This window comes from Actinotignum sp. usb-actsch-213 (genome assembly GCF_059085665.1).
In genome coordinates, this window is the sequence record NZ_JBHNSQ010000043.1 from 1 (window position 1) to 26512 (window position 26512).

A 26512-nucleotide genomic window follows, 5' to 3' on the forward strand; every position below is an offset into this window, starting at 1 on the left:
GAGCGGCGCAGCCAGCCAGGGGAGATCGCCGGGGCGGGCCGGTGGTTGCGCTGGCGGGAAGTGCTGCGCACCGCCATGGCCCAGGCTCTCGGGCTGCTCGGGCCCGAAGAAGTGGCGGGCGCGGTAAGTAACGCCGTGGAATGCGCGGTGGAAGCGGGGGTACGCGCCGCCAGGTGCGCCGTCGTCGCCGAAAAAAACGAGGCGGATGGCCCGCATCCCGATTTTTCTTTTGCGGTGATCGGGCTGGGGAGCCTGGGCGGGCGCGAATGCGGCTACACCTCCGATGCCGATGTGATGTTCGTGTGGGATGGGCCGGAGGAGGCCGCCGGGGATGCCGATGCGCTGGCGCGTGCTTTTATGCGCCTGGAGCAGGAGGTGGGCGGGGCGCCGCCGCTGGCCGTGGATGCGGATATGCGCCCCGAGGGCCGCAGCGGGGTGCTCGCGCGCAGCTTGGATTCCTACGGGGAGTATTACCGCAACTGGGCTGAGCCCTGGGAATTTCAGGCGCTGCTGCGGGCCCGCGCGGTGGGTGGGGATCGCGAACTCGGGGAACGTTTCCTCGAGCTCATCGCCCCGCTGCGCTACCCGGCGCATTGGGATGAGTCGCGGCGCACCGCCATCCGGCTCATGAAAATCCGGGTGGAAAAAGAACGGATTCCCGGGGGAGTGGCCCCGGCCTCCCACCTCAAACTTGGGCCGGGCGGAAGCGCGGATGTCGAGTGGACCGCGCAGCTCCTCCAGCTCGAGTACGCCGCGGCCTACCCGCAACTCCGGGTGACCGGAACGGGGGAGGCGCTGCGGGCGGCCGGCGCTGCCGGGTTGATCACCGCGAATGAGGAACACGCCCTCGTGGAGGGCTGGCAGGCGGCCAGCGCCCTGCGCCAGGCCGCTTTTGTGGCGACGGGCCGCACCGGGAGCGCTGCTCAGGTTATTCCGCGTGATCCGCGCGAGCGCGAACGCATGGCCGCGATCCTGGGCGTTGAGCACGCCAGCGATATCCTCGACCGGCGCGCCCGGGCCGCGCGGCATGCCCGCGCCGCCGTGGAACACGTATTTTACGGGCGAGGCTAGCCCGCGCACCGCGGCCAGGTCGCCGCGGGCCGCTTCGGCAGCGCCCGTTTAGAGCGTGTAGTACAGCTCGAATTCGTACGGGTGGGGGCGGGCCCGCAGCGGGGTGACCTCCGCATCCATCTTGTATTTAATCCAGGTGGCGATGAAGTCCTCGGTGAACACATCGCCCTCGAGGAGGAAATCGTGATCGGCTTCCAGCTCGGCCAAAGCCGCATCGAGGGAGGCCGGAATCGTCTCAATATCCGCGTATTCTTCCGGCGGCAGCTCGTAAATATCCTTATCGATGGGCGCCGGCGGCTCAATCCGGTTGCGGATACCGTCCAGGCCCGCCATGAGCTCCGCGGAGAAAGCCAGATAGGGATTGGCGGTCGGGTCGGGAACCCGGAATTCAATACGCTTGGCCGCCGGGGAATTCCCGCTCAGCGGAATCCGGATCGCCGCCGAACGGTTACGCGCCGAATACACCAAATTGATGGGCGCTTCAAAGCCGGGAACCAGGCGGCGGTAGGAATTCACGGACGGATTAGTGAAAGCCGCGAGCGCCTTCCCGTGGGCCAGCAAACCACCCACGTACCAGCGCGCGAGGTCCGATAGCTGCCCGTAGCCGCGCGGATCGTGGAAAAGCGGCTGGCCATCTTTCCACAGCGACATATGGCAGTGCATCCCCGAGCCGGCCGAATCGAAAAGCGGCTTGGGCATAAAGGTGGCAGTTTTCCCGCACACATCGGCGGCCCGGCGAATGACGTACTTGAATTTCATGAGGTCGTCCGCCGCGGCACGCAAAGAATTGAAGCGATAGTTGATTTCTTGCTGGCCGCCCGAGCCTACTTCGTGATGGGCACGTTCCACATCCAAGCCCACCTGCGCCAAATACTGGCACATGAGGTCACGCACATCCTCGTTTGCGTCCACCGGCGCCACCGGGAAATAACCCTGCTGGTGGGGAATCTTGTAGCCGGTATTCCCGCCCGGCTCCAACCGGCTCGAATTCCACGAGCCCTCATTGGAATCAATCACGTACATGGAGTGATTGACCGTGGTGTCATAGCGCACGTCGTCGAATAAATAAAACTCGGCTTCTGCACCCACCGAAATCGTGTCCGCAATACCCGTGGAACGCAGGTACGCCTCGGCGCGTTCGGCAACATTGCGCGGATCGCGCGCGAAAGGCTCATCCGTGTACGGATCCACCACATTGAAATTCATGACGAGGGTGGGTTCCGCGCGGAACGGATCCACAAAGGCGGTGGACACATCCGGAAGCAGTTTCATATCCGATTCATGAATCGAGGTGAAACCGCGGATCGAGGAGCCATCGAACATATAGCCCTCGTTCATTTTTTCGGCGGTTGCCTGGGTGGCGGGCACCGTGAAATGCTGCATCACGCCGGGCAGGTCACAGAAGCGAATATCAAGAAATTCGATCTCGTTTGCCGCGATAAACTCGGCAGCTTCGGCGACACTTGTGAACATGCGGACTCCTCCCGGCGCGCGGCGCGGCTAGCGGTGCGGTTACCCCATGTAGTTTAGCGTGCTGCCCCCGGCTCAAAAAACCTCCGGGCGTGCCTCCGCCCGGAGAACTCACGCGGAATTCCCCGGGCGGATACGAAATATATACGACGACGGCGCGGCCTACTGGCCGCGCAGGGCCCGCCGATTAGCGCGAATATTAGTGGGATCAATTCCCTTGGGGATATTGAGTGCCTTATTCCCCAAAGCTTCGAGGCGCTGGGCCAGGGCAGAAACTTCTTGGGCGGAAATTTCCTTCTTGAGCTTCTTAATAGCCTTTTCGATCTTGGCCAACGGGACCTGCCCTTCGCCATTGCCCATGAAAATGGCGTGCACCGGGGCATTCGGGGCTACCCGGCGGATGGCGCGGCGCTCATCATCAACGAGCTTACGGGTACGCGAGATGGGGCCTTCGGCAACCAGAACCACACCGGGGCGCCCGATGAGGCGGAAAACGAAATCCTGGTGGCGGGCGTTGAAACGCACCGGTTCGGTTTGCTTGACCCACGAGCCGCGCAGCGAATCGAGAATCGCGGAGGTGGCTCCCGGCATGCCATCCAGCTGCGCGTAGCTAGCCGAGCGCACCGCCCGGGTGAGAAGCAGCATGGGAAGCAGGAGCATGAGGAGGATCCCGAACACGGTCCAGGCGATCCAGCTCTTGGTGAGGAAACCGAGGAGAATACCGATTCCCAGGCCCGCGAGCCCGGCCAGGGCAAGCCACCAGCCCAGATGCTTGTAGGTGCGCTTCGCGATGGTGAATGCGTCACGCAGAGTCTTGAAAAAGCCCGGCTTCTTCTTCGCGCCCTTGTTCTTATCCTGTGCCATCTGATTCCTTTTAGATCCTTCTCGATAGTCCCCGTCGATTCTAGACGATAGCGCCGGCTTTGTTGAGCGCCTGGCCCAATCTCACGCTGGCGGACAGTTGTTCGGGGGTGGGGATGTGGATTCCGCGGTGACCGTGGCATCGAGGGCAAGCGTGGTGATGTGCACGATGGGTCTGTGTGAGGTGTGAGATGAGGCGTGAAGCGTCAGGCGTGAAGCGTGAGCGGCTTGTGGATAACGACGCAGTGGCGGGCCTGCCTGTGGATGGCTTCTGGACGGAATAGGCCGGCGGTGGTGAAGTAGGCCTATGGCAGGCACAGTGGTGAAGCGGCGCGAGGCAAGCAGGGCACGTGACGGAGGCGGGGTAGGCGGAGCTAGCGATGGGCGGGTGGCTATGTTGGTGCGTCTATGCGTCCTCGGGATAGTGGCGGGCGTGCTGGCAGGAATGGCGCTGGGCGCGCTAGTGCCCACGGTGAAAAAGGCACCCACGGAGCCGGTACGTGGAGAAAAGCCGGAGTATGGCGATGGCGTGGCGTCTGGCAAGGGCCGGGCACGTGGCTCTGGTGCGAATACCGAGCCGGAGCCGGATGCTCTGGCGGTGGCCCGCCAGTTAGTGGCGGCCCGCGATGCCGCTATTGGCGCGGGTGATATAGCAGCGCTGAACGCCTTGAACATGCCGGATGGTGAAGCGGCGGCGGCCGATGCGAAGTTGCGTAGGGTGCTGGAGAGCACTCCGGTAGCGCAGGTGGAAACTGAGGTGCGGGAAGCTTCCTGGGTGGGGGAGAACCTTCTTGAAGTCGTCACGGTGCAGCGCCGCCTCGTTCTCGCCAGCGGGGAAACTATTGGGCCGCAGCCGGAGCGGTGTGCGCGCTGGCAGCTGAGCCCGCAGCCGTGGCGCGTGGTGGCCACCCACCCGTGCTCGTGAACGCGGCCGCCGGCGAGGGCGTGCAGTTTTGGTTGCGCTGGGCTTTCACCCGTGCCCTTGAAGGCTATCGCATAGCGGTATGGAGAGGCCAGCTGAGTGGGGTGCGTGAGTAGTGGGGCTGCGGACTGCCTATCAACCGAAAACTCCCCGGTATCCGGAATGCCAGATAGCACTACCGGAACCGGGGAGCTTCCCGCGCGCGTGATCACGCGCGCGGTTGAGGTTGCGTTACTGAGTTACGTAGCACCTGAGATGCACTGCGTAACCCAGAGGAACCGAGGATCCTAGTTGTTAAGTTCCTTAGAACGCACCCTCGAAATCGGCTTCTTCCAGGCGGGCCTTGAATTCCTTGAGGAACCGGCCGGCATCTGCGCCGTCCACCAAACGGTGATCGTAGGTGATCGCCGGGTAGAGGTAGGAACGAATGCCAATGGATTCGTTGCCGTCCGCGTCCTTGACGATGCCGGGTTCGCGCATAATCGCGCCGATACCCAGGATGGCCACCTCGGGCTGGTTGATGACCGGGGTGTCAAACATGACGCCGTTCGAGCCGGTATTCGTAATGGTGAAGGTACCGCCGGTGAGATCATCGACCGCTGCTTCGCCATTGCGTACCTTGGCCGCGCCGGTATTAATGGCGCGGGCCAGGCCGGCGATATTGAGATCGCCCGCGTTCTTGATAACCGGGACGAATAGGCCCTTGGGGGTATCCACCGCGATCCCGATGTTCTCGTAGTCGAAGTACTCCACCTCATTGTCCTTGATGGTGGCGTTGAGCTTCGGGTGGTTCTTCAGGGTATCGATGGCGGCCTTGACGAAGAAGGGCAGGTAGGTCAGCTTGGTGCCTTCACGTTCGGCGAAAGCAGCCTTATTGGCTTCCCGGAGCTTGACGATCTTCGTGACATCCACCTTGATCACGGTGGTCAGCTGCGCCGAAATCTGGAGGGATTCCACCATGCGCTTGGCGATGGTCTGGCGCAGGCGCGTCATCTTCGCGGTGGTACCGCGCAGCTGAGCTGCCTCAGCAGACGGTGCGCTCGGAGTAGCCTTCTTCGCCGCGGCGGGCGCGGGTGCAGCTGCCGGGGCCGGCTGGGAAGCGGCGGCCTGGGCACGCGCGGCTTCTTCCGCGGCCTTCTTCGCGGCCGCGGCTGCCGCTTCCACATCCTGGCGGCGAATACGCCCGCCCACACCGGAGCCCTTGACTCCGGACAGGTCCACATCCAAGTCCTTGGCGAGCTTGCGCACAATCGGAGTGATGTAGGCATCCGGTTCGGAGAAACCGGTACCGACATCAGCCGTATCCAGATCCGGCGTGTTCGCCTGGTTTTCCTGCTGGGCCGGGGTGCCGTGCTGCGGGGTTCCGGAAGCCGGTTCCTGGACCGCTGCCACACTGGCCGGTGCTTCAGCCGGGGCCGCACCGGCGGCGGGAGCCGCGGGTGCGGGCGCGGCTGCGCCGTCGCCGATATAAGCGATGACGGTGCCTACCGCAACCGTTTCATCTTCCTGGACCACAATCTTCTGGATGATGCCGGCGGCCGGGGCCGGGACTTCCGAATCGACCTTGTCCGTGGAGACCTCCACGATGGGCTGGTCGGCTTCGACTTCATCGCCTTCGGCCACCAGCCACGAGGTGACGGTTCCCTCATTGACTGATTCACCCAGGGCCGGCATCTTCACTTCCACACCGGTGGCAGCCGAGCCACCTTCCGGCGCGGCGGGTGCGGCGGGCGCAGCTGCCGGCGCAGGAGCGGCAGCAGGAGCAGGAGCCGCTTCTTCCGCGTGGGCTGCATTGCTGGCGGGAGCTGCCGAAGCAGCCACGCCGGAGCCATCACCGATATAGGCGAGGATGGCACCCACTTCAACTTCTTCATCTTCCTGGACGAGGATCTGTTCGATCACGCCTTCCGCGGGGGAGGGGACTTCCGAATCGACCTTGTCTGTGGAGACTTCCACAATCGGCTCGTCGAGCGAAACAGTATCGCCCACCTGCTTGAGCCAGGCGGTCACGGTACCGGTGGTGACGGATTCGCCCAGGGCGGGCATCTTCAACGGTTCAGACATAGAGTTATCTCCCTCGATTTAGTGGTTGTGGAGCGGCTTGCCCGCGAGGACCAATGCCGCTTCGCCGATTGCTTCGTTCTGGGTGGGGTGGGCGTGGATAAGACCATCGAAGTCCTGCGCGTAGGCTTCCCAGGCCACCATGAGTTCGCCTTCGCCAATCTGTTCGGACATGCGCGCCCCGATGGCGTGGAAGCCCACGATGGGACCATCCTTGACCGCAACCAGCTTGACGAAACCGGCCGCGCCCAGCATCTGGGACTTGCCGTTCCCGGTGAGGTTGAAGGTGGCAGTGGTGATATTTTCCTTGCCGTATTCTTCCTCGGCCTTATCCTGGTTGAGACCCACGGAGGCGATTTCCGGGGTGCAGAAAGTGACGCGCGGGATCTTCGTTTCGTCAATCACCTTGGGGTTGAGGCCCGCAATATCTTCGGCAACGAAAATACCCTGGAGGAAACCGCGGTGAGCCAGCTGGAGGCCGGGCACAATATCGCCCACCGCGTAGATTCCATCAACGTTAGTGCGCAGGCGCTCATCGGTGAGCACGAAACCACGATCCATCTTCACCCCGACTTCTTCGTAGCCGAGGTTCGCGGTGGCCGGGCCGCGCCCGATAGCGATGAGCAGGTAATCCGCCTCGAATTCCTTGCCGTCCTGGGTGAAAACCTTGACGGAATGATCGGTTTGTTCGAGGTGATCAAACATGGTTCCGGTAGCGAATTTAATGCCGCGCTTGCGGAACTGGCGTTCCAGATTCTTGGACACTTCCGCATCCTCATTGGGAACCAGGCGCGGCAGGCCCTCAATAATCTGGACTTCCGCACCGTAGGAGCGCCACGCGGAGGCGAATTCCACCCCGATAACCCCGCCACCCAGCACGATCACGGATCCGGGGGCCTCACCCAGCTCCAGCGCTTCGGTGGAGGTGAGGACGCGGCCCGTGATCTCCTGGCCGATGGTCTTCGAATAGGAACCGGAGGCCAGCACAACGTGCTTGCCGCGGTAGTGCACGCCATTAGCTTCGATGGTGTCCTTCGCGACGAGCTTGCCCCAGCCTTGCACAATCTCCACACCGCGCGAGGAGACCAGGCCGGTCAGGCCCTTGAACATCTTCTCGATCACGCCGTTCTTGTAGGCCTGCAAGGTGGGCATATCAATGCCCTCAAAGGAACCTTTTACACCAATGGACGGGCCTTCGCGCATTTCATCGGCAACATCAGCGGCGTGCAGCAATGCTTTGGTGGGGATGCACCCGCGGTGCAAACAGGTACCGCCGAGCTTGTCAGCCTCAATGAGAGCAACGGTCAGGCCGAGCTGACCGGCACGAAGCGCGGCCGCGTAGCCGCCGCTGCCGCCACCGAGGATGACGACGTCGTACTCTTTCGTTTCTGCCACAGGATTTCCCTTCGCAATACAACATTTTGGAATGCGGTACAAGAGCCGCTATACCTATATTCTGCCATGCCGAGGTGTTATCTGGGACGCATCACGCTCCCAGCGAGGGTCGCTAAAATCACCGTATGGGTCTTTTTTCGCGTCGCTCCCGTTCCCGTGCTGCTCACGGCGGTGCTCGCCGTTCGGCGACGGCGAAACACTTCGCCGATTTCATCGAGACTCGCGCGGGGGTGGAAGCCTATTTTGAGGTGGAAACTCCGCGTGAGCCGGCAGCTCTTCTCCTCGTTGCTCGCACCGGGGAGTGGACCCGCCGGCGGGTGCCTGATCTGGCAGCCGGAGCGCAACTTGCCCGTGAACTGGGCATACCTTTCTACGAAATTAATCGCACCGGCTATCCCGAGTCGGTGCGCCGTTGGAACGCGGAGCACCGGCGCGCTTAAAGGTTTATGATGGTACGTCGTCTCCGCGGTCAGCTCCGCGAAGGAGGCGCACAGCCAGTGCAGGATTCTGGGAGGAGCCAGGTGAATAGTGAAATGATCCGAGACGAGAGGCGCACCGCCGTGGGCTGGCCTCTCTTCCTCCTCATTGCGCTGAGCCTGGGGGCCGCCATTTTCGTGTGGCGAGCCATTGTTGCGGGCACCGAAGATTTTCAGCTGGGTTATCCCGGGCGCATGACCACCACCCTGGTGGCGGCGCTTGTGTGGGTGCTGGCTTGCGCCGGCTCGCTCCATAACGGGCGGCGGATGCGGTGGGTGGCCACCACCTGCTGGAGCGCCAATATTGTGATGGCCGTGGTGGGCGTGGTCATCCCTGATCTTTTCCATCAGGTGAGCCCCTGGTATCAGGCCGGTGCCACCTATTATTACCTTCCCACCCTCGGGGCCATTGCCGGGCTGGCCTGGATTATGTGGTCCCGGCCAGCCAGCATCGCCCAGCGTAATCTTTAGTTTTCTTTAGCCTTTCGCTTTACTTCGCGGCCCGCTTCATTTCTTTCTTCGCTTCCCGCGCCTTTTTGAGATCCGCGGGAGTGCCACCCTCGGGGTACTCACCGAATTTCACCATGGGGCGTGGCATGCGCCAGCGCCGCGGGGTAAACCCGCGTGACATCATCTGCCCGACCAGGCGATCCGGAGTCTTATCCTCCCCGTATTTGTATTCGACCAGGGTGCGCACCTGGCGGGCGCGCCACCATGCTTCCACGGCCATGAGCACCAGAACCGCGTAGCAGGTAATAACAAATACATTGAAGACCAGCGGATAGCGGGTGAGGGTGAAAACGCCCACGATCATAATGATGGCCAAAAAGAGCATGAGCGAGGAGAACTGGAAGCGCGAATCGAGTGCATCGCGCGCGAAAGCTCGCTGCACGCCCGCGTGGGCAAGGGGCATATTCCGAATATCCCCGGTTTTCATCGCGGTTTGTTCGCGTTCCCAGCGCTCGGAGGAACGGGCGCGTTCCTCGGCCTTGCGGGCTTTCTTTTCCTCCCGCGTCATCGAAGACTTGTCAGAAATAATCGGCCGACGGCGGCGCGCTTCCACATCCTTACGCTTCGGGGTAGGTGCGCCCTTGCCCGGTGTATATCCCTTGGGGTGGGTGGGGGCGGGTGCTACCTGTTCTTGCGCCTGTTCTAGTGCCTCTTTCTTGCGGCCGAATGCCATCTCAACTCCTGCGTCGTCGCCAACTATGCCTTGAACGAGAATAGTCTAACCGTTCGCGCGCGGCCGCCCCGTCCATTACTCACGCGTACTGCCCGTAGCCGCTCACACGAAGCCGCCCGCGCCCGACCTGCGCCACCGCCTCCATCACCCACCCGCGCGGCCGCCGGCGCGAACCCGGTACCCTAGGACGTATGAGTAGTGATCTTGTTGCGCGCGTGGATGAGGCCCTGCCCGTCCATCGCGCTTTGCTTGAGGACCTTGTCCGTATCCCCTCCGTTTCTGCGGATGCATTTGACCAGGCGAAAGTGCGTGAATCCGCGGAATTCGTGGCGCGTATGGCCCGCGAACGCGGCTTCGACGTCGATATTATTGAATTGGAAACGCCCCAGGGTAAGGGCCGCCCGGCGATTCTCGCCCATAAGCACGTCGGTGACGATAAGCCCACCATTCTTCTTTACGCGCATCACGATGTGCAGCCGCAGGGAACCCTGGACGGCTGGGAATCCGATCCTTTCGAGCCGGTAGAAAAGAACGGGCGCCTCTACGGGCGCGGTACCGCGGATGATAAGGCGGGCGTGCTTGTCCACATGGCTGCGATCTCGGCCCTCGGCGATGATCTAGCCGTGAACGTCACCCTCTTTATCGAAGGTGAAGAAGAAATCGGTTCGCCTACCTTCCATGCTTTCCTGGAAACCTACCGGGATCGCCTGCAAGCCGATGCCATTGTGGTGGCCGATTCGGGTAACTGGAAGGTGGGGGTTCCCTCCCTGACCACCTCGCTGCGCGGTGTCGTGCGCCTGGGCGTGGAAGTGTCCACTCTCACCCACGGTGTACATTCGGGACAGTACGGCGGGCCCACCCTCGATGCGGTGACCGCACTCGCGCGGATTATCGCGACCTTGCACGACGAGAACGGTGACGTTGCGGTTCCCGGTTTGGATGCGTGGGACGATGCCGACGTCGATTACGAAGAAGAACACCTGCGCCGCGATGCCGCGATTCTGCCCGGCATGCAGCTCCTGGGGACCGGCTCTTTCAATTCGCGTATGTGGACGAAACCCTCTATTGCCGTTATCGGTATGGATGTGACCTCCACAGCGGAAGCCTCCAATACCGTGATTCCCTCCGCGCGCGCCTTCCTGTCCATGCGGGTGGCCCCCGGTCAGGATCCGCAGCGCGCCGGCGAGCTACTGGCCGAATACATCGAAGCGCAGGCGCCCTTCGGAGCCACCGTGGTCACCGAAGTTGCGGAAGCGGGTTCCGGTTTCAAAGCCGGGGAGGATACCCCCATTATGCATCTGGCTCGTGAAGCGCTCAGCGAAGCCTTCGGTCACGAATCGGTGGATATCGGAACGGGTGGATCTATCCCCTTCATTTCTGACCTCGCGGAAGTCTTCCCGGAGGCGGAGATTTTGGTGACCGGCGTGGAAGATCCGGACGCACGTGCTCACGCTCATAACGAATCCTTGCATCTGGGCGATTGGCGTAACGCTATTCTGGCGGAGGCGCTGCTCCTGGAGAAGCTGGGACAGGGCGAAAGCCGCTAAGCGCGGGTACGCGAAGGCCGTGGCGCGCCCGAGCGGCGCGAACGGGACAAAGAAAGTGACGTTGATGGGAAAGAAAATTCTTGCGGGATGCACGGCGGCTTTGCTCGCGTGCGGCCTCGCGGCATGTTCGGGTGGGAACGACGGCGCAGCTAGTTCAACACCGGCTGCTTCGGAATCCGCGAGCGCTGAGGCAAGCGGCGCGGTGGAAAGCCCCGCCCCCGGGGAAACGCCTGAGATTGTGTACTCAGAGGAGGGCATGCCGTCCCTGGGTGGCACGGCGCAGGCGCCGCTGCTGGAGTTCCCGAAGGGGGACGCTCCGGCGGATGTGCGCGTGCGGGTGCTGGAACAGGGCAGCGGCGCGGAATTGGGTGCCGATGCGGTGGCCAAGGTCAATTACGTGGGCCAAGTGTGGGGGAAGAACGAGCCTTTCGATTCCTCCTATTCGCGCAACGCCCCGGCGACCTTCCCGCTCGCCCAGGTGATCCCGGGCTGGAGCCACACCCTGGCCAAAGCCCACGTGGGGGATAAGCTGATTTTGTCCATCCCGGCCAAGTGGGGTTACGGGCCTTCGGGTGGTACCAAGGATGGTTCCATCGGGGCCACGGATACCATTGCTTTCTACGTGGAAATTCTGGATGCCTGGAACGCGAAGAGTGCGGGCGAGGCCGGTGCTACGGTGGAAACCGAGGCCGATGCGCTCCCGGTGGACTACACGGGTGAGTTGGGTCAGCCCATTACCGATATCCGGGTGAAAGAAGGTGCGGAAGCTCCCGCGGAACTCAAGGCCACGGTTATTGCCCGCGGCAGCGGGGCTCCGCTCCCGGAGAAGGGCACCTATGTGCTCCAGTTCGCGGCCGCCCAATGGGATAACGCCCACGCGGAAAATACCTGGGCCCCCACAACTGCGAACTATCCGGCAGGGCCGCGCTCGGTACCTTCCACTCAGCAGATTTTCGCGCCCCTGGCGGGGGTGCCGGTCGGCTCGCGAGTTCTGCTGAGCGTGCCTAGCAAGGATAATCCGGCCCAGGCTATTGCCGTGGTCGTGGATATTCTTTCTGCGGTGTAGTTGCCGGGTAGCTACCGGTTGGGTCTGAGAGGACCGAAAAATACACCTGATAGTCACGAAGGGCGAGGGGCCTCTGAAGAGGAGCCTCGCCCTTGTGCTATCCAGAGATGATGCCGCGTTAGCCGCCGCTATCCATGAATATCGGCGGCGCGGTTTGCGCCTGACTTATGCGCGGATGGGAAGGCCGGTGGACTGCTCCTGTGCGATTGCCAAACGCGCTCCGACTTCTTCCCAATTGACGATATTCCAGATAGCTTTGACGTAATCGGCCTTGACATTGAGGTAGTCAAGGTAGAAGTGGAGCTCCATGATCTTTCCGGAAATATGCGGTTCGAGTGCCGCGTAAGCGTAGGGAAGATCGGGGAGGATGTAGGTTGCCATTCTCATACTCCAATTCGGGGGGGGGCATCGCGGTGCCAGCCCGCTTAGATACATTCGGAATCTCCGAATGGTAATTGAATGCGAATGCGGGCCAGTATATGGGACGCTCGTCACATACGTGGTGGAAATGGGGAAGTTTAACGCTCAGCCAAGCCGGGTGATTCTTCCGATCCCGGGAAGAAAGCTGGGAAACGGTGGGCTGAGGTGAGGGGAACCGCGAGGGGAATCTCGCCCTCGATGGCGAGCACTCGCGAGCGGGGATCGGAAAGCCAGGCGGCAAGGAGCAGGGTTTCCTCCGGGTGCGCGTGCTCAGACGCGCGGGCGGAAGCCGGGAGGAGGGGAGTCGCGCTGCGGAGCGCCGCGGCCTGCTGGGGAACCTCGCGGGCTTCGGTGACAGTTGCGGTACCAAGCAGGCTGCCGTAACTCGTGAGGATAATTTCCCAATGATCCTCTCGCTTAGACGCGGCGACGACGCAGCTTGCTCGCCACAGCGGAACCAGCAAGTCCCGCCGCTGGGCTGCGGTGAGGAGCGCCGAAAGCCGGTCGCGTTCCACCATCGCTTCTTCGAAACGCTCCTGGGCGGCCAGGCGGGCAACGCGATCCATCTGGTGATCCCATACTTCGGCAAGGGAACCAGCTAACAGCCGCCGGGCGCGCGAGAGGGCCACTGCTCCGGTATTGACGGTGCCCCGCGGGGCCAACGCGCAAGGTGCGTGGGAAGCGAAGTGGCACGGGCAATCGCTCAGATCGGCCTTGCGTGGCACGTTGAGTCCGGCGGGATTGAGCCCGGCTTCATCTCCGATGAGCTCGGCGGCGCGCCGGGCAGCTTTGCGGGAGCCGAAAGGCCCCAGTGAGTGTGCCACCTCTGTTGCCGAACAGCTGCGCGTAGTTTTCAGGCGCGCCACAGGCGTGGTATCCAGGCTGATCCAGGTGCGAGTGTGCGGGCGGCGCGAGCGGCGATTAAAGGGCGGATCGAAGCGAGTAATATCGCGCAGCTCCACCACCCGTGCTTCCAGGAGAGTGGCGGTGGGGGTGGTTTCTACCCGGGTGGCCAGGTCCACCATCTCCGCCATGCGGCGGCGTTTTTCCGCGGCGGTGAAATACTGGCGCACCCGCCGGTACATATTCCCGGAGCTACCCACGTACAGTACTTCGTTATTCGGGCCGATAAAACGGTAGCTGCCCGGGCTGTGCGGTACCTGATCGGCGAGCACGGCGCGGCGGCGCCGGCGGGCCGGAACCGGGTTGGAGGCGGTGAGCAGATCCTCAATATGGGTGACGCCGAGCGGGCCGAGCCGCCCGATCATCGCGTGGAGCACATCCACGGTAGCCCGCGCATCATCGAGGGCACGATGGCTTGGCTGTACCGCGGCCCGGCAGTAGCCAGCGAGGGTGCTTAATTTGTGATTGGGGACTTCATCGCGAGTGAAAATACGCCGCGCCAGCCCGAGGGTATCGAGGACCCGCAGGCGTGGCCACGCCACATCTATCGCTTCGCACGCCCCGCGCAAATGGGACATATCGAAGCGGGCATTATGAGCCACGAGCACCGGTGGATCCGCCGCCCGGTTTCGGGCAGGTACTCTACTGCTAGAAGCGAGAGTTCCGCTGCCGGGAACAGGCACTCCACTGCCTAGAACAGACGCTCCACCGTCAAGCGCTGGGGCATCGGGCTCAAGGAAATTGAGAAAAGCAGGGAGGACCTCGCTCAGCGGGGGAGCGCTCACCGTCATTGCGGTGGTGATTCCGGTGAGTACGGTGATCTGGGCCGGGATGGGCACCCCGGGATTAACGAGTGAGGAAAACTCTTGCACCACCTCCCCTCCGCACACTTTCACCGCACCAATTTCGGTGAGCGCATGCGCCCCGGGCCTCCCTCCGGTGGTTTCCACATCTACCACCACGAAAGTAACCTCATCCAGAGGAGTCCCCAGATCCGCAAATTCCAACTGGCGGGGAGCCAAGATGCGGCCGGACCGATACACCTCAATAGGTTCGGTATCGACCCGGGTGCCGGGCCGCGGAATATGCCGTGCTGTCATGATTTTTACCCTAGCGCGGAGCTACGATGAATTCGCGGAGAAGTAGCGCGCTACAGGCGGGCGCCGTCGTCGTACGGATCGGTATCTTCGCGGGCGGGTGCCGTCAAAATAATGGCGACCACAACGCCCACCAGGGCTCCACCGGCCAGGATCCACGCGGTCAGGCGCGGGGCGGGCAGCAGGCCGATAAACATGAGCGCACTGATGAGAACCAGCACCCCGGTGGCCACCCAGGCGAGGCTCGCGTAGCGGTGGGCAGGGGCCTGGGGAACATAATATTCTTCGCGGGAGGCCGGGTTGAAGGTGGCGTCGTCGTCGGAAAAATCTGAATCTTCCGGGGCCGGGGACCAATCGCGCGGACCGGCCGTTCGCCCGCCACCCAGCGCCCAGGCGGCATCGGTGTAGCGCGGAGAAACATCCACCGGCGGCAGCGCGGCATCACTATCCCGGGTGGTATTGATATTCGCTCCCACCCCCTCGGCTTCCAGCTCGCGCGCGATCTTGTCCCATTGCGCATCGAAGCTATTATCCGAGTGCTTGCCTGTAGGTCCTTCTCCCATGAAAGACACTATAGCTGCGGGTATAATCAACAGCGGAATAATCCCCCAATCAGAAACGGAAGGTTAACGATGACTGTCCGCCGCGTTGCGCTCTTGACCGCCGGAGGTTTCGCCCCGTGTTTGTCCTCGGCCGTGGGTGGCCTCATTGAGCGCTATACGGAAATTGCGCCCGATGTGGAAATTATCGCCTACCAGCATGGCTACCACGGGCTGCTCACCGGGAATTACATCACCATCGATAAAGAAGGGCGCGAACAAGCCCATATCCTGCACCGTTTCGGCGGTTCACCCATCGGTAACTCCCGCGTCAAGCTGACCAATACCGAGGATCTGGTCAAGCGTGGCCTCGTGGAAGAAGGCGTGAACCCGCTGGAATTCGCCGCTCAGCGTCTCGTGGAAGATGGTGTGGATGTGCTCCACACCATCGGCGGTGATGATACAAATACCACCGCGGCTGATCTGGCTGCCTACCTGGAAGAAAACGGGCATCACCTCGTGGTGGTGGGTCTGCCCAAGACCATCGATAATGACATTATTCCGGTGCGCCAGTCCCTGGGCGCCTGGACCGCCGCGGAAGAAGCCTCGCTCTACGCCCAGCATATTATTGGTGAGCATCGCTCCAACCCGCGTATGCTCATCGTTCACGAAGTCATGGGCCGTAATTGCGGCTACCTTACCGCGCAGGCCTCCAAGTACTACCACGATTGGGTCCAGGAGCAGGAATGGGCTCCGGCGCTGGGCTTGACCAAGGAACGCTGGGATGTGCACGCCGTGTTCCTGCCCGAAATGGCCTTGGATATCAGCGGGGAAGCCGAACGCCTCAAGAAGATTATGGATGAGATCGGCAACGTCAATATCTTCCTTTCCGAGGGTGCGGGCGTGGATGAAATCGTGGCCGAAATGGAAGCCGCTGGCCAGGAAGTACCGCGCGATCCCTTCGGACACGTCCAGCTCGATAAGGTCAATCCGGGCCGCTGGTTCGCTGAGCAATTCGCGCAGAAGCTCGGCGCGGAAAAGGTCATGGTGCAAAAGTCCGGGTACTTCTCCCGCGCCTGGCACGCCAACGCTGAGGACCTGCGCCTCATCAAGGGCATGGTGGACCTGGCCGTGCAGTGCGCCCTGGAAGGTAAGCCCGGCCTCATCGGGCACGATGAGGAGAACGGTAACGTCCTCACCAATATCGCTTTCCCGCGGGTGAAGGGCCACAAGGCCTTCGATATCACCCAGGATTGGTTCGTGGAGACCATGCAGGCCATCGGCCAGGAGGTTCGCCCGCACGCCTAATGCGGCTGCGTCGTGGGCCCGGGCTGCCCGGGTGCCCTGTATCCACACGTGAATGTTCGCCCCGTACCGGTTATCTGGTGCGGGGCGAGCTTGTGTGCAGATCATTTTTAGTGTGGTGCGCGCGTGTGAGCCCCGGATGCGTCTCATGGCGCTGACGCAATTCTGCCCGTGCCCCCGTTCCGGGCTAAGATTTCGTTTATGTTTGAGGACGATACGCATAAAATTGCTGCGCTGGCCCACACCTGGCGCGATAAGCCTGCTTTGCACCAACCCCATTACGAGGATGAAGCAGAGCTTACTGCCGTCATGCAGCGTTTGGCGAAAATGCCGCCCCTCGTTTTTGCGGGTGAATGCGATCGGCTCCGTGAGAGGATCGCCGCTGCCCAACGCGGAGAAGCTTTCGTCCTCATGGGTGGGGATTGCGCAGAATCTTTCGAGCAAATCACCGCGGATCGCATCCGTGCCAAGGTCCGCACTCTCCTGCAAATGTCGGTTATTTTGACCTACGGGGCTTCGGTGCCGGTAGTGAAAATTGGGCGGATGGCCGGCCAGTACTCTAAGCCGCGCTCCCAGGCCACCGAAACTATTGGCGATACCACCTTGCCCTCCTACCTGGGCGATTCCATTAACGGGCACGAATTCACGGCCGCGGCGCGCCGCCACGATCCGCACCGTTTGGAGGAGGCGTACCTGTACTCGGTGGCCACCCTCAACCTCATGCGTGCGTTCACGCGCGGTGGTTTCGCCGACTTGCGTTCGGTCCACGATTGGAACCGCGGTTTTATTGCCAACCCGGCTTACGTGCGGTACGAAAAAACAGCGAGCGAGATTGATCGCGCCATGCGTTTCGTGACCGCGGCCGGGGTCGATGGCGCACAGCTGGCAGAAACGCAAATTTATTCTTCCCACGAGGGTCTCGTACTACCCTTTGAGGAAATTATGATGCGCATTGATTCGCGCACTCACGAGCCCTACCTCACTTCCGCCCACTTCTTGTGGATCGGGGAGCGCACCCGCGACGTCAATGGTGCCCACGTGGAGATGTTCTCCCACGCACGTAACCCGATCGGGGTGAAATTAGGTCCGACGACGACGCCAGATACCGCCCTCGCCCTTATTGACAAGCTCAATCCGGAAGGCGAACCGGGCCGACTCACGTTCATTACCCGCATGGGGGCCGGGCGGGTAGAAGAAGCTCTGCCGCCCCTGGTGGAAGCGGTGCAGCGTGACGGGCGCCCGGTTACCTGGGTATCCGACCCCATGCACGGAAATACCATCAAGGCATCCAATGGAATTAAGACCCGCCGCCTGAGCGATATCATGGCGGAAATCCGCGGGTTCTTCGCGGTTCACGAAGCCTTAGGTAGCCACCCGGGCGGTATCCACGTGGAACTGACCGGGGATGACGTGACAGAAGTGCTGGGTGGCTCGGAAGAAATCTTCGAAGAGACCCTGACCGAACGCTACGAATCCTTGGTCGATCCGCGTCTCAACCACCAGCAGTCCCTGGAGTTGGCCTACCAGCTAGCCGAAATGCTGCGCGACGTCCACCTGTAAAACGGGGCGGGACTAGCGCGCCTTGGCTAGCGCGCCGCAATAATGAGCGTGACTTTCTGCCCGGCTGCGGTGCTCACTCCCGGTCCGGGATCCTGGCGCAACACGGTGCCCGGCGCGGCAGCCCGGGTTTCCCGGTAGCGCACCTGCACCTGGAATCCCGCTTGTTCGAGCACGGCGCGTGCCTCTGCCTCCGCCATATCTGCCACGTCGGGAACGGCTGTATCACGGCTTGCGCCGGCAATAAGAAGTTCAACTGTGCTCCCCGGGCGCACCCGGCTACCTGCCTCCGGATCGCTACCCAGCACGGTACCCGGTAGCGCTCCGCTCCCGCCCCGCACCTCCGTCTCCACTGTTAGCCCGAGGGCCTCCATCTGGCCACGCGCTTGGGTGAGTCCGGTGGCAAGCTCGGGTACCGTTACCCGTGCCCACGGGCCCGCCGTGAGAGCCCACGTCGCGCCGCCTGCCCCAGCAAGCAACGCGATTGCGCATACCCAGGCGGCAATCCACCACGCGCGGGCGCGCCGCCGCCCAGCGCTACGCTGCCGCGGTTTTCCCGGGTGCTGCTGCGGTCGGCCCGTACCTTGTTGCGAGCTAACCGGGCTTACCTTTAGTTTCCGGGTGGGGCGGAGGATTGACGGGGCACGGTGCTCAGGTGCGTGCACCGGAACAGTCGCGTCGGCACCCAGCGTGGGGGCATCCAGCGTGGGCGCTCCAGTCGCGGCAGCATTGATCGTGACAGCGTGCTCGACTCCTTCTCCAGCCGCGGTCGCCGGCTCGGCACCCCCACTTTCACCCGCCGTCTCTTCGCCCCGAACCGGTTGTGGGCGGCGCGGCGTAACCGGAATACGCCGTAGCGCGGCATCGTCAAGAACCCGGGTCCGCACCGCCCGCAGCAACTCCCGGGCCTCTCCGGCGCTCGCCGGGCGATCCGCCGGATTTTTAGCGGTAAGCACCCCGATAAAAGAATCCACCTCCGCCGGCAACCACGGATTATCCCCCGCTAGGCGCGGTAAATCTTCCCGTGCTTGTGCCGCCGCGAGCTGGGCGGCTGAGTATCCGGCCCAGGGCAGGCGCCCGGCAATTAACTCAAAGAGCACCAGGCCGGTGGCGTAAACATCGCTAGCCGGGCTCGCCGCCCGCTGCTCCAGAATTTCCGGTGCGGTATAGGCCAGGGTTCCCCAGCGCGGCAGCGCCCCCGAGGATGCGCTCACCGCATGGGCGAGTCCGAAATCAGTTACCGTCACGGTGAGCTGTGGCAGGCGCACGGGGGAGGGCGGCGGGCAGGTGGCGTCGAATAAAATATTTTCCGGCTTGATATCCCGGTGAATAATTCCGGTCCGGTGGGCAGTTGCCAGGCCCTGGAGGACCTGATCGCAAATCTCCAGGGCGGTGCCGAGCTGGAAGGACCCTAGGCGCTCCAGCTCGTGGCGCAGCGTGGGTCCGGGCACGTATTCCATGACGAGGTAGGCACGCTCGGTTGCGCCGTCGTTCCACACCCCACGGTCGTAAATAGTGACGATATGCGGGCTACTCAGCGCGGCGACCGCCCGGGCTTCCCGCTGGAAGAGCCGGGTGAAATCATCAAGGGTCGCCAGGTCGGGGTGCATAATCTTGATCGCCACCACGCGATCTAGATTGGTGTCGTAGCCGCGGTACACCGTGGCCATCCCGCCGCGCGCCACCGGGGCGTCGAGACGGTAGCGGCCCTCAAGCCACCCGGCCGGCAGGGAAGGAATAGTCACACACCTAGGGTAGCGCGCCGCCTCAAAACGCCGCGTTTAGAAACTCTTAGCTGCGCGCAAGACCCGCAGCACGTACTTTTGGGTAGACGGGTACGGCCCAGCTTCCCGCAGGCGTGCCAAACCCTGGTAGTAGGCGGCAATAGCCTCATGCGTACTGGCGGTGTGGCGCTGCAAATACCGAATAATGGCGATACCCGCGGTGATATTATCCGCGGGAATAAGCCAGTCCAGATCCCGCCCGACCATCCGCCCCGCCCACCGTGAGGCCGCGGGAATCAGCTGCATCACACCTGCCGCACCGCTCGGGGAGAGGGCGCGAGAATTGAAACCGGATTCGATATAGGCATGCGCCATTGCAAGCCGAGGATTGACGCCCATAAGCGCCGCCGTATCACGCACCATCTTCTGCGTTTCCGCCCGGCTCGGGGCGATAATCGCATTCAAACGCGCCGCGATTTCCGCGTGCGAAAGTTCGTAGTGCGGGGCCGGTACCTGCGCCCGCAAACGCGCCAGATTCGCCTTCGATCCCACCATTTCTCACTTCCTGGCCGGTGCGGGGGACATTCGATTGCGCCCCGGCCGCTGTTCCACTTGTGACAATAGTGCACTGTTGTGAAAATGTCACCAGAATGTGACGATTTTGTAATGGCGACGACGCCGCACCCTTGCCCACCTGCGCGCCTGCGCGGCCGCGGCATTAAGATGGGAAGCGTGGAAAAAGAGAATACAACTGTGACGTGGTTGAGCCTTCCGGAGCTGGCCGATTACCTCGAGACCGATCTGCGTACGGTACGCTCCCAGCTGCGCGATGCCCGTTTCCTGGCGGTGCGGCGCGGGGAAAATAACGCCCTTTACGCCGACGCGGGACAGTTTGTGATGAAAGACGGGCAGCGCGTGCCGCTGCCCTCGTTGCGCGGCACCATTATTTCCCTGCGCGATGCCGGATATAACGACGACGAAGCCCAAGAATGGCTGCGGCGCTTCGAACCGGAACTACGTGATACCCCGTTGGGTGCACTCATCGCCGGGCACACCCACGCGGTTCGACGCGTCATCGCCGGCCTGGCTTTTTAGCTCGTGGTTGCCCACCTTGGTGCGGGCCACCTTGGCAGGGGCCGCCGGACCTAGTGGGTGCGCGAGCGCAGACGCTGGAGGAGTTCCCCTAAGCTGTCGCGGGCGGCATCATTCAGGCGCGGCAAGATAGCTCGTGCACTATCCTCACGGTGGCGAATCATGTTTTCCACGTGAGCCCGCGCTCCAGAGTCCTCCATGAGAGCCCGAGCGCGAGCGACGTCGTCGCCCTCCAAAGGCTTCCCACGCAAGGACCGCAACCACCGGGCATCCACCTCGCTAACCCGCTCCAGCGTTTCGAGGAAGAGGAAGGTGTTTTTCCCTTCGGTGAGGTCATCGCCGGCAGGTTTACCCGTGACAGCTGGATCCCCGAAAATTCCGAGGATATCGTCGCGCAATTGGAAAGCCTCACCGAAAGGTGTGGCGAAAGCCCGCAAATCTGCGATTGTTTCCGGCCTGGGCGACTCAGCGAGCGCAGCCCCGATAAGCAGGGGGAAGAGCGCGGAATACGACACCGTTTTATGGGTGATAATCGCGCTGATATCCTCCCGGGTAGCCCCGCGGGCATATTCGCAGCGGATATCGAGGAACTGACCGATGCCCACGTCCTCGCACATGGTGAAAAACGGCTCGAGGGGAGCACTACGCCCGGCGCTCACCGCTTCCTGAGACGCCAGCGCCAGAACAGCATCGCCCACAATCAAACCGGAGCGGAAACCGTAGCGCTCGGGGGAACCATCCCAACCGGATACGCGGTGATAATTCTCCAGCTCCGCATGTACCGTGGGGACCCCGCGGCGGGTGGCAGAAGCGTCAATAATATCGTCGTGAATAAGGGCCGCGAGCTGGAAAAGCTCCACGGCCGCGCCCATACGCACCGCCGCCACCATATCCGGGCAAGTAGACTCCGGAAGAGTGGCCAGCATCCCGGCCCGCACCAACCGCGCCCGTGTCCGCTTACCGCCGGACGCTAGCGCGGTAACAGTATCAATGAAATCCTCCACCTCGGGCTGATTCCAGCGGCGCAGCGAATCCAAACGCGCCTCAATACGGCTATCAACCCCGTTGGTGAAATCGCGAGTGCTCCACTCCATTGCTCCTGCTCCGCTTCTTTATCCACAGATCCGTGAGGTGCGCGCCCCATCCACAGGGTACCGGCACTCGCGAGCACGCGGTTGCCGAAGCTGGTTATCTAGCCCTATGGACACAATCACACTTCATCATCCGCGCGATGCCCTCGCTGTTATTCCCCATCTGCTGGGCTATCACCCGCGCCACCACTTCGTACTCTTCGGGGGAAGCCCGGAATTGCATCGGGCCGTGGGCCCGGAGGGTGAGGAACTACCGCAATGGTTCGGTTCGCTGGAATCTTCGCAGCGTCCGGAAGTTGCCGTGGCCGGGGGTGAAACGCCACTCATTCGGGTAGATCTGCGTGCCGGCCCTATCTCGCCCTATGTTGCCCGGCAAATAACTGACACGGTAGCTGCCTGCAGAATGTTCAGCTGCGTGGCGGTGGTCTACTGTCCAAGTTTTATTCGCTTCGCTCACACCCGCGAATTTGCTTCGGTGCTGGCCCTACTGGAACTGCTCTGCGCTGCTCTTTCCCGGCTCTGGGACGGTGACCCGGGCACTCGCGATGCGTGGAGTTGTGATTTTTTTATTGCCGATAACGAAGGGTTTATGGATATGGGAGAAGAAACATTTTGCCGCTGGGAAGAATTGGAATCTACCGAGGCGGCGGCTGCTCTCGTTTACAAGGGTTCGGCGCCTCTGGAAGAAGAACCGCGCCGGGATATCGTCAAGGCCAGCCCCACTCGGAAGCGTAATACCGCCGTAGCCTTGGAAGAAGCGCGCGGGGAGGAAGTCACTGCACTGGAAGAGCATTGGGATATGCTCCTTGCTCGGGTGGCGCGCCGCCGCCAAGCCGGCCCACCGCGCATCACCACCCGCGAAGCGGGGCGAGCCTTGGCCGGGCTCTTACGCATCCCTATTCGGGATAAAATCTTGCAGGTCTCCCTTGAGCATGATCCGCTGCTACCGATGTCATCAGTTGATCCCGCGGTGGGTTTTGCTACCGGGGTGGGGGAGCGTCCCAATATTGTGCGCGCTTTGGGAATGATGGCTCTTCTGGATGAATTAGCCCGGCTGGCTCCGGAAGGAGTGGAGGTTCCCTACGCGTGCTCGGCGTATTTAGCCTGGTGGGTGGGGCAAAATTCCATGACCGCGCTGCGCGCTCAAGAAGCCCTGGAAATCAATCCCGGCTCGCGCTTGGCGCGCATGCTCAAAGATGCGGCCGAATGGAACGCATTGCCTCCCTGGTTGCTAGGCCCGAACGGAGGTGAGAGGTGTTCACGCGCCACAGCTGATAGTGGCGATCAAGGGGAAGTGGATAGTGACGGTGCCGGTGACGAGGTCACGCCCTGCGGTTTGGCAGCTAGTGAGCCGGAAGCCGCGGATCGATATGGGCCGGGTAGCCAAGCAGCCTAAAGAACCTACGTAGCTACGTGCGTGAAGATGGTATTCGCGCTGGCGGGAAGTGCGCGCTGGCGGGAAGTTCATACCGGCGGAAAGTGGGCGAACTATAGTCCCCGAGCATAAGAATGCTATGTGATGATCGGCACCTTAGGGAGGGTGGGGAACAAAAAGTGGGTGGGGTGCGTTCCGCTAAATAGCTCTTTGGGGTGGATACCCCGTGCCGGTTTTCGGCATTCGTTGATAACACTAGGGAAAGGTCTCACGTGGCCACAAAGTCTGCCAGTGCACAAGAAACCGCTGCCGCGGAAAAGGACACCGCGGTGTCCGCATCCGCTTCGGGTACGAAGAAGAAGGCGGCCTCTCGCTCCTCCAGTCGCACGGCATCGGCCACCTCGGCAGCTACCGCTTCTGAAAGCACCACGGCGGCGAAGAAGCCGGCTGCCAAGAAGGCCAGTGCGGCCAAGACCACCACTACCAAGAAGGCTGCCACCAAGAAGACCATCTCCAAGGCAAGCGAACCGAAGTCGACCGAATCTAAGTCGACCGAATCTAAGTCGACCGAATCTAAGTCGGTTGAATCCAAGGCCGCTTCTTCGGCATCTTCCTCGAAGAAGGCCACCACCGCGAAGTCAGCTGCTACGAAGTCCGCCGCCTCAAAGTCCACCGCGGCGAAGAAGACTGCCGAGAAGAAAGCCACCGCTGAAAGCGAAACTCCGGAACCTGCTGCGGCTGCCACGGAGGCGACCGCGGTCGCAGCGGAAGCCAAGGAGGAGAAGCCGGCCGCTAAGAAGCCGGCCACCCGTAAGACTGCCGCGAAGAAGACCACGTCTAAGGCAGCCGAATCCAAGGAGGCTTCCACCTCGAAGAAGGCTACGTCGAAGCGTGCTACCGCTAAGCAGGAAGAGCCGGAAGATCCTGAAGAACATGAGGATCTCGAGGATGAAGATTTCGACGTCGATGCTGAGGATGTTGACGCCGAGGATCTAGACGACGATCTCGAGGATGACGAAGACGATTCGGAGGACGCCGAAGAAGAACCCGAGGAAGAAGAGGACGAAGCCGATAAGGAAACGGATAACGCCGCCAAAACGGAAACAACCGGGCGTAATTCCCGAGGCGGGTTCACCGTCAAAGATTCCGATGATTCCGATGAGCCGGCGGTACGTGTTCACGTTGCCGGTGCCACCGCGGATCCGGTCAAGGACTACCTCAAGCAGATCGGCAAAGTGCCCCTGCTTAACGCCGCGGAAGAAGTGGAACTCGCTAAGCGAATCGAGGCCGGGCTCTACGCCCAGCACCTGCTGGACCAGGGTAATCTCGATAAGGAGAAAGACCACGCCTATATCCGTGAACTGCGGATTATTTCCCGCGATGGCAAGCACGCCAAGAACCACCTCCTTGAGGCGAATCTTCGCCTGGTAGTTTCCTTGGCTAAGCGCTACACGGGCCGCGGCATGCTCTTCCTTGATCTTATTCAGGAAGGGAATTTGGGGCTGGTGCGCGCCGTCGAAAAGTTTGACTACGCCAAGGGCTACAAGTTCTCCACCTACGCTACCTGGTGGATTCGCCAGGCCATTACCCGCGCGATGGCGGACCAGGCCCGCACTATCCGCATCCCGGTGCATATGGTCGAAGTTATCAATAAGCTCGCGCGGGTTCAGCGTCAGATGCTCCAGGAACTCGGGCGGGAACCAACCACCGAGGAACTGGCGAAAGAACTGGATATGACCGAAGAAAAGGTCGTCGAAGTTCAAAAGTACGGCCGGGAACCCATTTCTTTGCACACCCCGCTCGGTGAAGATGGTGATTCCGAATTCGGTGACCTCATTGAGGATTCCGAAGCGGTGGTCCCGGCGGATGCCGTCGGCTTCACCCTGCTCCAAGAGCAGCTCCATCGCGTTCTCGATACCCTGTCCGAACGCGAGGCCGGGGTGGTTTCCATGCGCTTTGGCCTCACCGACGGCCAGCCGAAAACCCTGGATGAAATCGGCAAGGTTTACGGGGTTACTCGCGAACGCATTCGCCAGATCGAATCCAAGACCATGTCTAAGCTGCGCCACCCGAGCCGTTCGCAGGTGCTGCGTGACTATCTGGAGTAAAACCAGGCGCGGCAGGTTCCCGGCGCGCGCGGCGCACACCGGGGAACTCCACCTCGAATAGCGGGGTGGGCCAAATAATCTCAGCGGCGTGGAGGCGAGCATCGTCCCACGCCGCTGCTGTTATTTCCCGCCCGTCTCTACTATGTGCGCGGGTGGCGTAGCGCTCCCCGCGTGCCTCTCGGCGCAGGTACTCAGCCAGGAGCCGCCCGCACATGCGCGCATCCGTGATGGCACGGTGGTGTTCTTCTATCTCAATTCCCGCACGCTGGGCCACGGCCATAAGGGAATGGCGCCCCTCGGGAACATAAATGCGCGAAAGATCCATCGTGCACACGGCAGCGGTGAGCGGGATACGTAGCGGGCTTCCGGCGCGGCGAAAAGCCTCGTTGAGGAAACCCAGATCAAAGCGGGCATTATGCGCCACGAGGATACGCCCGTGCAGCAGCCGTTCCACGTGGGGGAGCAGTTGTGAGAACGACGGCGCCTGTGCCACTTCTGCAGCGTGTACTCCGTGGATATCCGTGGCTCCCATGGGCCGCAGTGGGTTCACCAGGCTGTCCCATTCGCACTCTGGGTTGCCCTGCTCATCTAGAAGCACCACCCCGATCTCCACAATGCGGTCCGTGCGCGCATCTAAACCGGTGGTTTCCAGATCGAGGGCGGCATAGCCCAAAGAACTACCGTGTGCGTGAGAGAGAGCCATGCGTTCAGCTTACCGAGAGCACGGGCCTGAGGTGATCTTCTCCTCAGGAATAAGCGCGCCCTTTTATGCTTTGATAGGTATGTGAGTACTACATTGACTGAATTAGCTCCCTTGACCGCGCAGGATCGTTGCGATGCCTGCGGAGCCCAGGCCTACGTTCGGGTACGCCTGCCCTATGGAGAACTTTTCTTCTGCGGCCATCATGCTTCCCAGCATCTCGATAAGCTGCGTGAAGATGCCCTTGAGATTCAAGACGAACGCGAAAATATCGCCTAGCTTCTCTTCGATCTCACCACCAGCGGCCCACCCGGGCCGCTTTTGAGTTAACGCGTTCCTACTGTGGCTCTCAGCTGATGCCGGCTGGCACCCTCGTCGCCGGCTGCGTGGGGGTGGCGGGGTGTTTTTCCGAGGTGTACTGCGCGTGTACGACAAATGCACTACAGCTCTGAAAACGCATAGAACCCCCGCTGGGGCTGGTGTGAACCGTGGGATTCACGCACTTTCACGCACTTTCACGTACTTTCACGTACTTTCACGCGCGCCGCA

Annotated in this window: 23 protein-coding genes and 2 pseudogenes; 12 read left to right on the top strand and 13 right to left on the bottom strand. The window is 62.0% G+C overall.

Translation table 11 applies throughout. The features are described from left to right. Positions 1–1071 (top strand): [protein-PII] uridylyltransferase family protein (locus tag AC5RK6_RS04800; protein WP_493926373.1); only part of this gene is annotated, 1071 nt, incomplete at its 5' end. 48 nt (positions 1072–1119) lie between these two features. Here AC5RK6_RS04800 and glnA read toward each other — a convergent pair. Then, the gene (gene glnA, locus AC5RK6_RS04805) at positions 1120–2544 is read right to left on the bottom strand and encodes a type I glutamate--ammonia ligase (protein ID WP_087070667.1); all 1425 of its coding nucleotides are present in this window, start codon (positions 2542–2544) and stop codon (positions 1120–1122) included. A gap of 159 nt (positions 2545–2703) precedes the next feature. After that, the gene (locus AC5RK6_RS04810) at positions 2704–3405 is read right to left on the bottom strand and encodes a DUF4191 domain-containing protein (RefSeq protein ID WP_087070668.1); all 702 of its coding nucleotides are present in this window, start codon (positions 3403–3405) and stop codon (positions 2704–2706) included. Between the two features lie 304 nt (positions 3406–3709). Between AC5RK6_RS04810 and AC5RK6_RS04815 the strand changes: the two genes are divergently transcribed. Continuing rightward, on the top strand, positions 3710–4327 hold the full coding sequence (locus tag AC5RK6_RS04815; RefSeq protein ID WP_143231872.1) for a hypothetical protein: 618 nt from the start codon (positions 3710–3712) through the stop codon (positions 4325–4327). Between the two features lie 300 nt (positions 4328–4627). Here AC5RK6_RS04815 and sucB read toward each other — a convergent pair whose 3' ends face one another. Both sucB and lpdA read right to left on the bottom strand, forming a co-directional pair. Beyond that, positions 4628–6388, bottom strand: a complete 1761-nt coding sequence (sucB, locus tag AC5RK6_RS04820; RefSeq protein WP_101595533.1) for a 2-oxoglutarate dehydrogenase, E2 component, dihydrolipoamide succinyltransferase — start codon at positions 6386–6388, stop codon at positions 4628–4630. A gap of 18 nt (positions 6389–6406) precedes the next feature. Beyond that, positions 6407–7780: a dihydrolipoyl dehydrogenase gene (gene lpdA, locus AC5RK6_RS04825; RefSeq protein WP_087070670.1), complete on the bottom strand. Its 1374-nt coding sequence runs from the start codon at positions 7778–7780 to the stop codon at positions 6407–6409. A gap of 125 nt (positions 7781–7905) precedes the next feature. Here lpdA and AC5RK6_RS04830 point away from each other — a divergent pair, with 125 nt between their 5' ends. Further along, complete coding sequence (locus tag AC5RK6_RS04830; protein WP_026428811.1) at positions 7906–8220, top strand: P-loop NTPase family protein; 315 nt, start codon at positions 7906–7908, stop codon at positions 8218–8220. Positions 8221–8301: 81 nt separating this feature from the next. Then, positions 8302–8727, top strand: coding sequence for a hypothetical protein (locus tag AC5RK6_RS04835; RefSeq protein WP_026428812.1), 426 nt, complete (start codon positions 8302–8304; stop codon positions 8725–8727). Positions 8728–8746: 19 nt separating this feature from the next. Here AC5RK6_RS04835 and AC5RK6_RS04840 read toward each other — a convergent pair whose 3' ends face one another. Further along, positions 8747–9439 (bottom strand): DUF3043 domain-containing protein, encoded by a 693-nt coding sequence (locus AC5RK6_RS04840; RefSeq protein WP_435730728.1) that lies wholly within the window; start codon positions 9437–9439, stop codon positions 8747–8749. Positions 9440–9630: 191 nt separating this feature from the next. On the opposite strand from AC5RK6_RS04840, the gene AC5RK6_RS04845 reads away from it, so the two are divergent. After that, on the top strand, positions 9631–10986 hold the full coding sequence (locus tag AC5RK6_RS04845; protein WP_320757498.1) for a dipeptidase: 1356 nt from the start codon (positions 9631–9633) through the stop codon (positions 10984–10986). 64 nt (positions 10987–11050) lie between these two features. Continuing rightward, positions 11051–12052 (top strand): FKBP-type peptidyl-prolyl cis-trans isomerase, encoded by a 1002-nt coding sequence (locus tag AC5RK6_RS04850; protein ID WP_320757497.1) that lies wholly within the window; start codon positions 11051–11053, stop codon positions 12050–12052. Positions 12053–12217: 165 nt separating this feature from the next. Here the strand turns inward: AC5RK6_RS04850 and AC5RK6_RS04855 are convergent. From AC5RK6_RS04855 to AC5RK6_RS04870, 4 genes and pseudogenes are all read right to left on the bottom strand, one after another. Next, positions 12218–12349: pseudogene (locus AC5RK6_RS04855) on the bottom strand (Fe-Mn family superoxide dismutase); the annotation flags it as partial. A gap of 33 nt (positions 12350–12382) precedes the next feature. After that, positions 12383–12487, bottom strand: a pseudogene (locus tag AC5RK6_RS04860) (hypothetical protein); the annotation flags it as partial. An 83-nt stretch (positions 12488–12570) separates the two neighbouring features. Further along, entirely contained in the window at positions 12571–14475 is a 1905-nt protein-coding gene (locus tag AC5RK6_RS04865; RefSeq protein ID WP_320757495.1) for a DEDD exonuclease domain-containing protein, read from the bottom strand. A gap of 50 nt (positions 14476–14525) precedes the next feature. Further along, positions 14526–15035, bottom strand: a complete 510-nt coding sequence (locus tag AC5RK6_RS04870) for an SdpI family protein (RefSeq protein WP_320757494.1) — start codon at positions 15033–15035, stop codon at positions 14526–14528. Between the two features lie 69 nt (positions 15036–15104). On the opposite strand from AC5RK6_RS04870, the gene AC5RK6_RS04875 reads away from it, so the two are divergent. Beyond that, entirely contained in the window at positions 15105–16319 is a 1215-nt protein-coding gene (locus AC5RK6_RS04875; protein WP_016442634.1) for a pyrophosphate--fructose-6-phosphate 1-phosphotransferase, read from the top strand. Positions 16320–16517: 198 nt separating this feature from the next. Beyond that, a complete protein-coding gene (locus tag AC5RK6_RS04880; RefSeq protein ID WP_320757493.1) occupies positions 16518–17876 on the top strand; it encodes a class II 3-deoxy-7-phosphoheptulonate synthase in 1359 nt (452 codons plus the stop codon). Between the two features lie 26 nt (positions 17877–17902). Here AC5RK6_RS04880 and AC5RK6_RS04885 read toward each other — a convergent pair whose 3' ends face one another. Both AC5RK6_RS04885 and AC5RK6_RS04890 read right to left on the bottom strand, forming a co-directional pair. After that, on the bottom strand, positions 17903–19618 hold the full coding sequence (locus AC5RK6_RS04885; RefSeq protein ID WP_320757492.1) for a protein kinase domain-containing protein: 1716 nt from the start codon (positions 19616–19618) through the stop codon (positions 17903–17905). Between the two features lie 36 nt (positions 19619–19654). Beyond that, on the bottom strand, positions 19655–20152 hold the full coding sequence (locus AC5RK6_RS04890) for a lytic transglycosylase domain-containing protein (protein ID WP_320757491.1): 498 nt from the start codon (positions 20150–20152) through the stop codon (positions 19655–19657). A gap of 198 nt (positions 20153–20350) precedes the next feature. Between AC5RK6_RS04890 and AC5RK6_RS04895 the strand changes: the two genes are divergently transcribed. Further along, positions 20351–20692, top strand: coding sequence for an Rv2175c family DNA-binding protein (locus AC5RK6_RS04895; protein WP_320757490.1), 342 nt, complete (start codon positions 20351–20353; stop codon positions 20690–20692). A gap of 50 nt (positions 20693–20742) precedes the next feature. Here the strand turns inward: AC5RK6_RS04895 and AC5RK6_RS04900 are convergent, their stop codons facing one another. Next, positions 20743–21783, bottom strand: coding sequence for a polyprenyl synthetase family protein (locus AC5RK6_RS04900; RefSeq protein WP_320757489.1), 1041 nt, complete (start codon positions 21781–21783; stop codon positions 20743–20745). Between the two features lie 106 nt (positions 21784–21889). Between AC5RK6_RS04900 and AC5RK6_RS04905 the strand changes: the two genes are divergently transcribed. Beyond that, the gene (locus AC5RK6_RS04905) at positions 21890–23176 is read left to right on the top strand and encodes a DUF4192 family protein (protein ID WP_320757488.1); all 1287 of its coding nucleotides are present in this window, start codon (positions 21890–21892) and stop codon (positions 23174–23176) included. Between the two features lie 251 nt (positions 23177–23427). Continuing rightward, positions 23428–25263: an RNA polymerase sigma factor gene (locus AC5RK6_RS04910; RefSeq protein WP_320757487.1), complete on the top strand. Its 1836-nt coding sequence runs from the start codon at positions 23428–23430 to the stop codon at positions 25261–25263. Here the strand turns inward: AC5RK6_RS04910 and AC5RK6_RS04915 are convergent. Next, positions 25211–25966, bottom strand: coding sequence for a 3'-5' exonuclease (locus AC5RK6_RS04915; RefSeq protein WP_320757486.1), 756 nt, complete (start codon positions 25964–25966; stop codon positions 25211–25213). The two genes, AC5RK6_RS04910 and AC5RK6_RS04915, sit on opposite strands and share 53 nt — an antisense overlap. A gap of 81 nt (positions 25967–26047) precedes the next feature. Between AC5RK6_RS04915 and AC5RK6_RS04920 the strand changes: the two genes are divergently transcribed. Then, entirely contained in the window at positions 26048–26242 is a 195-nt protein-coding gene (locus tag AC5RK6_RS04920; RefSeq protein ID WP_026428827.1) for a DUF7455 domain-containing protein, read from the top strand. The last annotated feature ends 270 nt before the right edge of the window (positions 26243–26512 follow it).

Excerpts from the sequence above, each read along its gene's own strand:
- glnA (WP_087070667.1), bottom strand. The coding sequence starts at position 2,544 with ATGTTCACAAGTGTCGCCGAAGCTGCCGAGTTTATCGCGGCAAACGAG.
- AC5RK6_RS04810 (WP_087070668.1), bottom strand. The coding sequence starts at position 3,405 with ATGGCACAGGATAAGAACAAGGGCGCGAAGAAGAAGCCGGGCTTTTTC.
- AC5RK6_RS04815 (WP_143231872.1), top strand. The coding sequence starts at position 3,710 with ATGGCAGGCACAGTGGTGAAGCGGCGCGAGGCAAGCAGGGCACGTGAC.
- sucB (WP_101595533.1), bottom strand. The coding sequence starts at position 6,388 with ATGTCTGAACCGTTGAAGATGCCCGCCCTGGGCGAATCCGTCACCACC.
- AC5RK6_RS04830 (WP_026428811.1), top strand. The coding sequence starts at position 7,906 with ATGGGTCTTTTTTCGCGTCGCTCCCGTTCCCGTGCTGCTCACGGCGGT.
- AC5RK6_RS04840 (WP_435730728.1), bottom strand. The coding sequence starts at position 9,439 with ATGGCATTCGGCCGCAAGAAAGAGGCACTAGAACAGGCGCAAGAACAG.
- AC5RK6_RS04845 (WP_320757498.1), top strand. The coding sequence starts at position 9,631 with ATGAGTAGTGATCTTGTTGCGCGCGTGGATGAGGCCCTGCCCGTCCAT.
- AC5RK6_RS04850 (WP_320757497.1), top strand. The coding sequence starts at position 11,051 with ATGGGAAAGAAAATTCTTGCGGGATGCACGGCGGCTTTGCTCGCGTGC.
- AC5RK6_RS04865 (WP_320757495.1), bottom strand. The coding sequence starts at position 14,475 with ATGACAGCACGGCATATTCCGCGGCCCGGCACCCGGGTCGATACCGAA.
- AC5RK6_RS04870 (WP_320757494.1), bottom strand. The coding sequence starts at position 15,035 with ATGGGAGAAGGACCTACAGGCAAGCACTCGGATAATAGCTTCGATGCG.
- AC5RK6_RS04875 (WP_016442634.1), top strand. The coding sequence starts at position 15,105 with ATGACTGTCCGCCGCGTTGCGCTCTTGACCGCCGGAGGTTTCGCCCCG.
- AC5RK6_RS04880 (WP_320757493.1), top strand. The coding sequence starts at position 16,518 with ATGTTTGAGGACGATACGCATAAAATTGCTGCGCTGGCCCACACCTGG.
- AC5RK6_RS04890 (WP_320757491.1), bottom strand. The coding sequence starts at position 20,152 with ATGGTGGGATCGAAGGCGAATCTGGCGCGTTTGCGGGCGCAGGTACCG.
- AC5RK6_RS04900 (WP_320757489.1), bottom strand. The coding sequence starts at position 21,783 with ATGGAGTGGAGCACTCGCGATTTCACCAACGGGGTTGATAGCCGTATT.
- AC5RK6_RS04905 (WP_320757488.1), top strand. The coding sequence starts at position 21,890 with ATGGACACAATCACACTTCATCATCCGCGCGATGCCCTCGCTGTTATT.
- AC5RK6_RS04915 (WP_320757486.1), bottom strand. The coding sequence starts at position 25,966 with ATGGCTCTCTCTCACGCACACGGTAGTTCTTTGGGCTATGCCGCCCTC.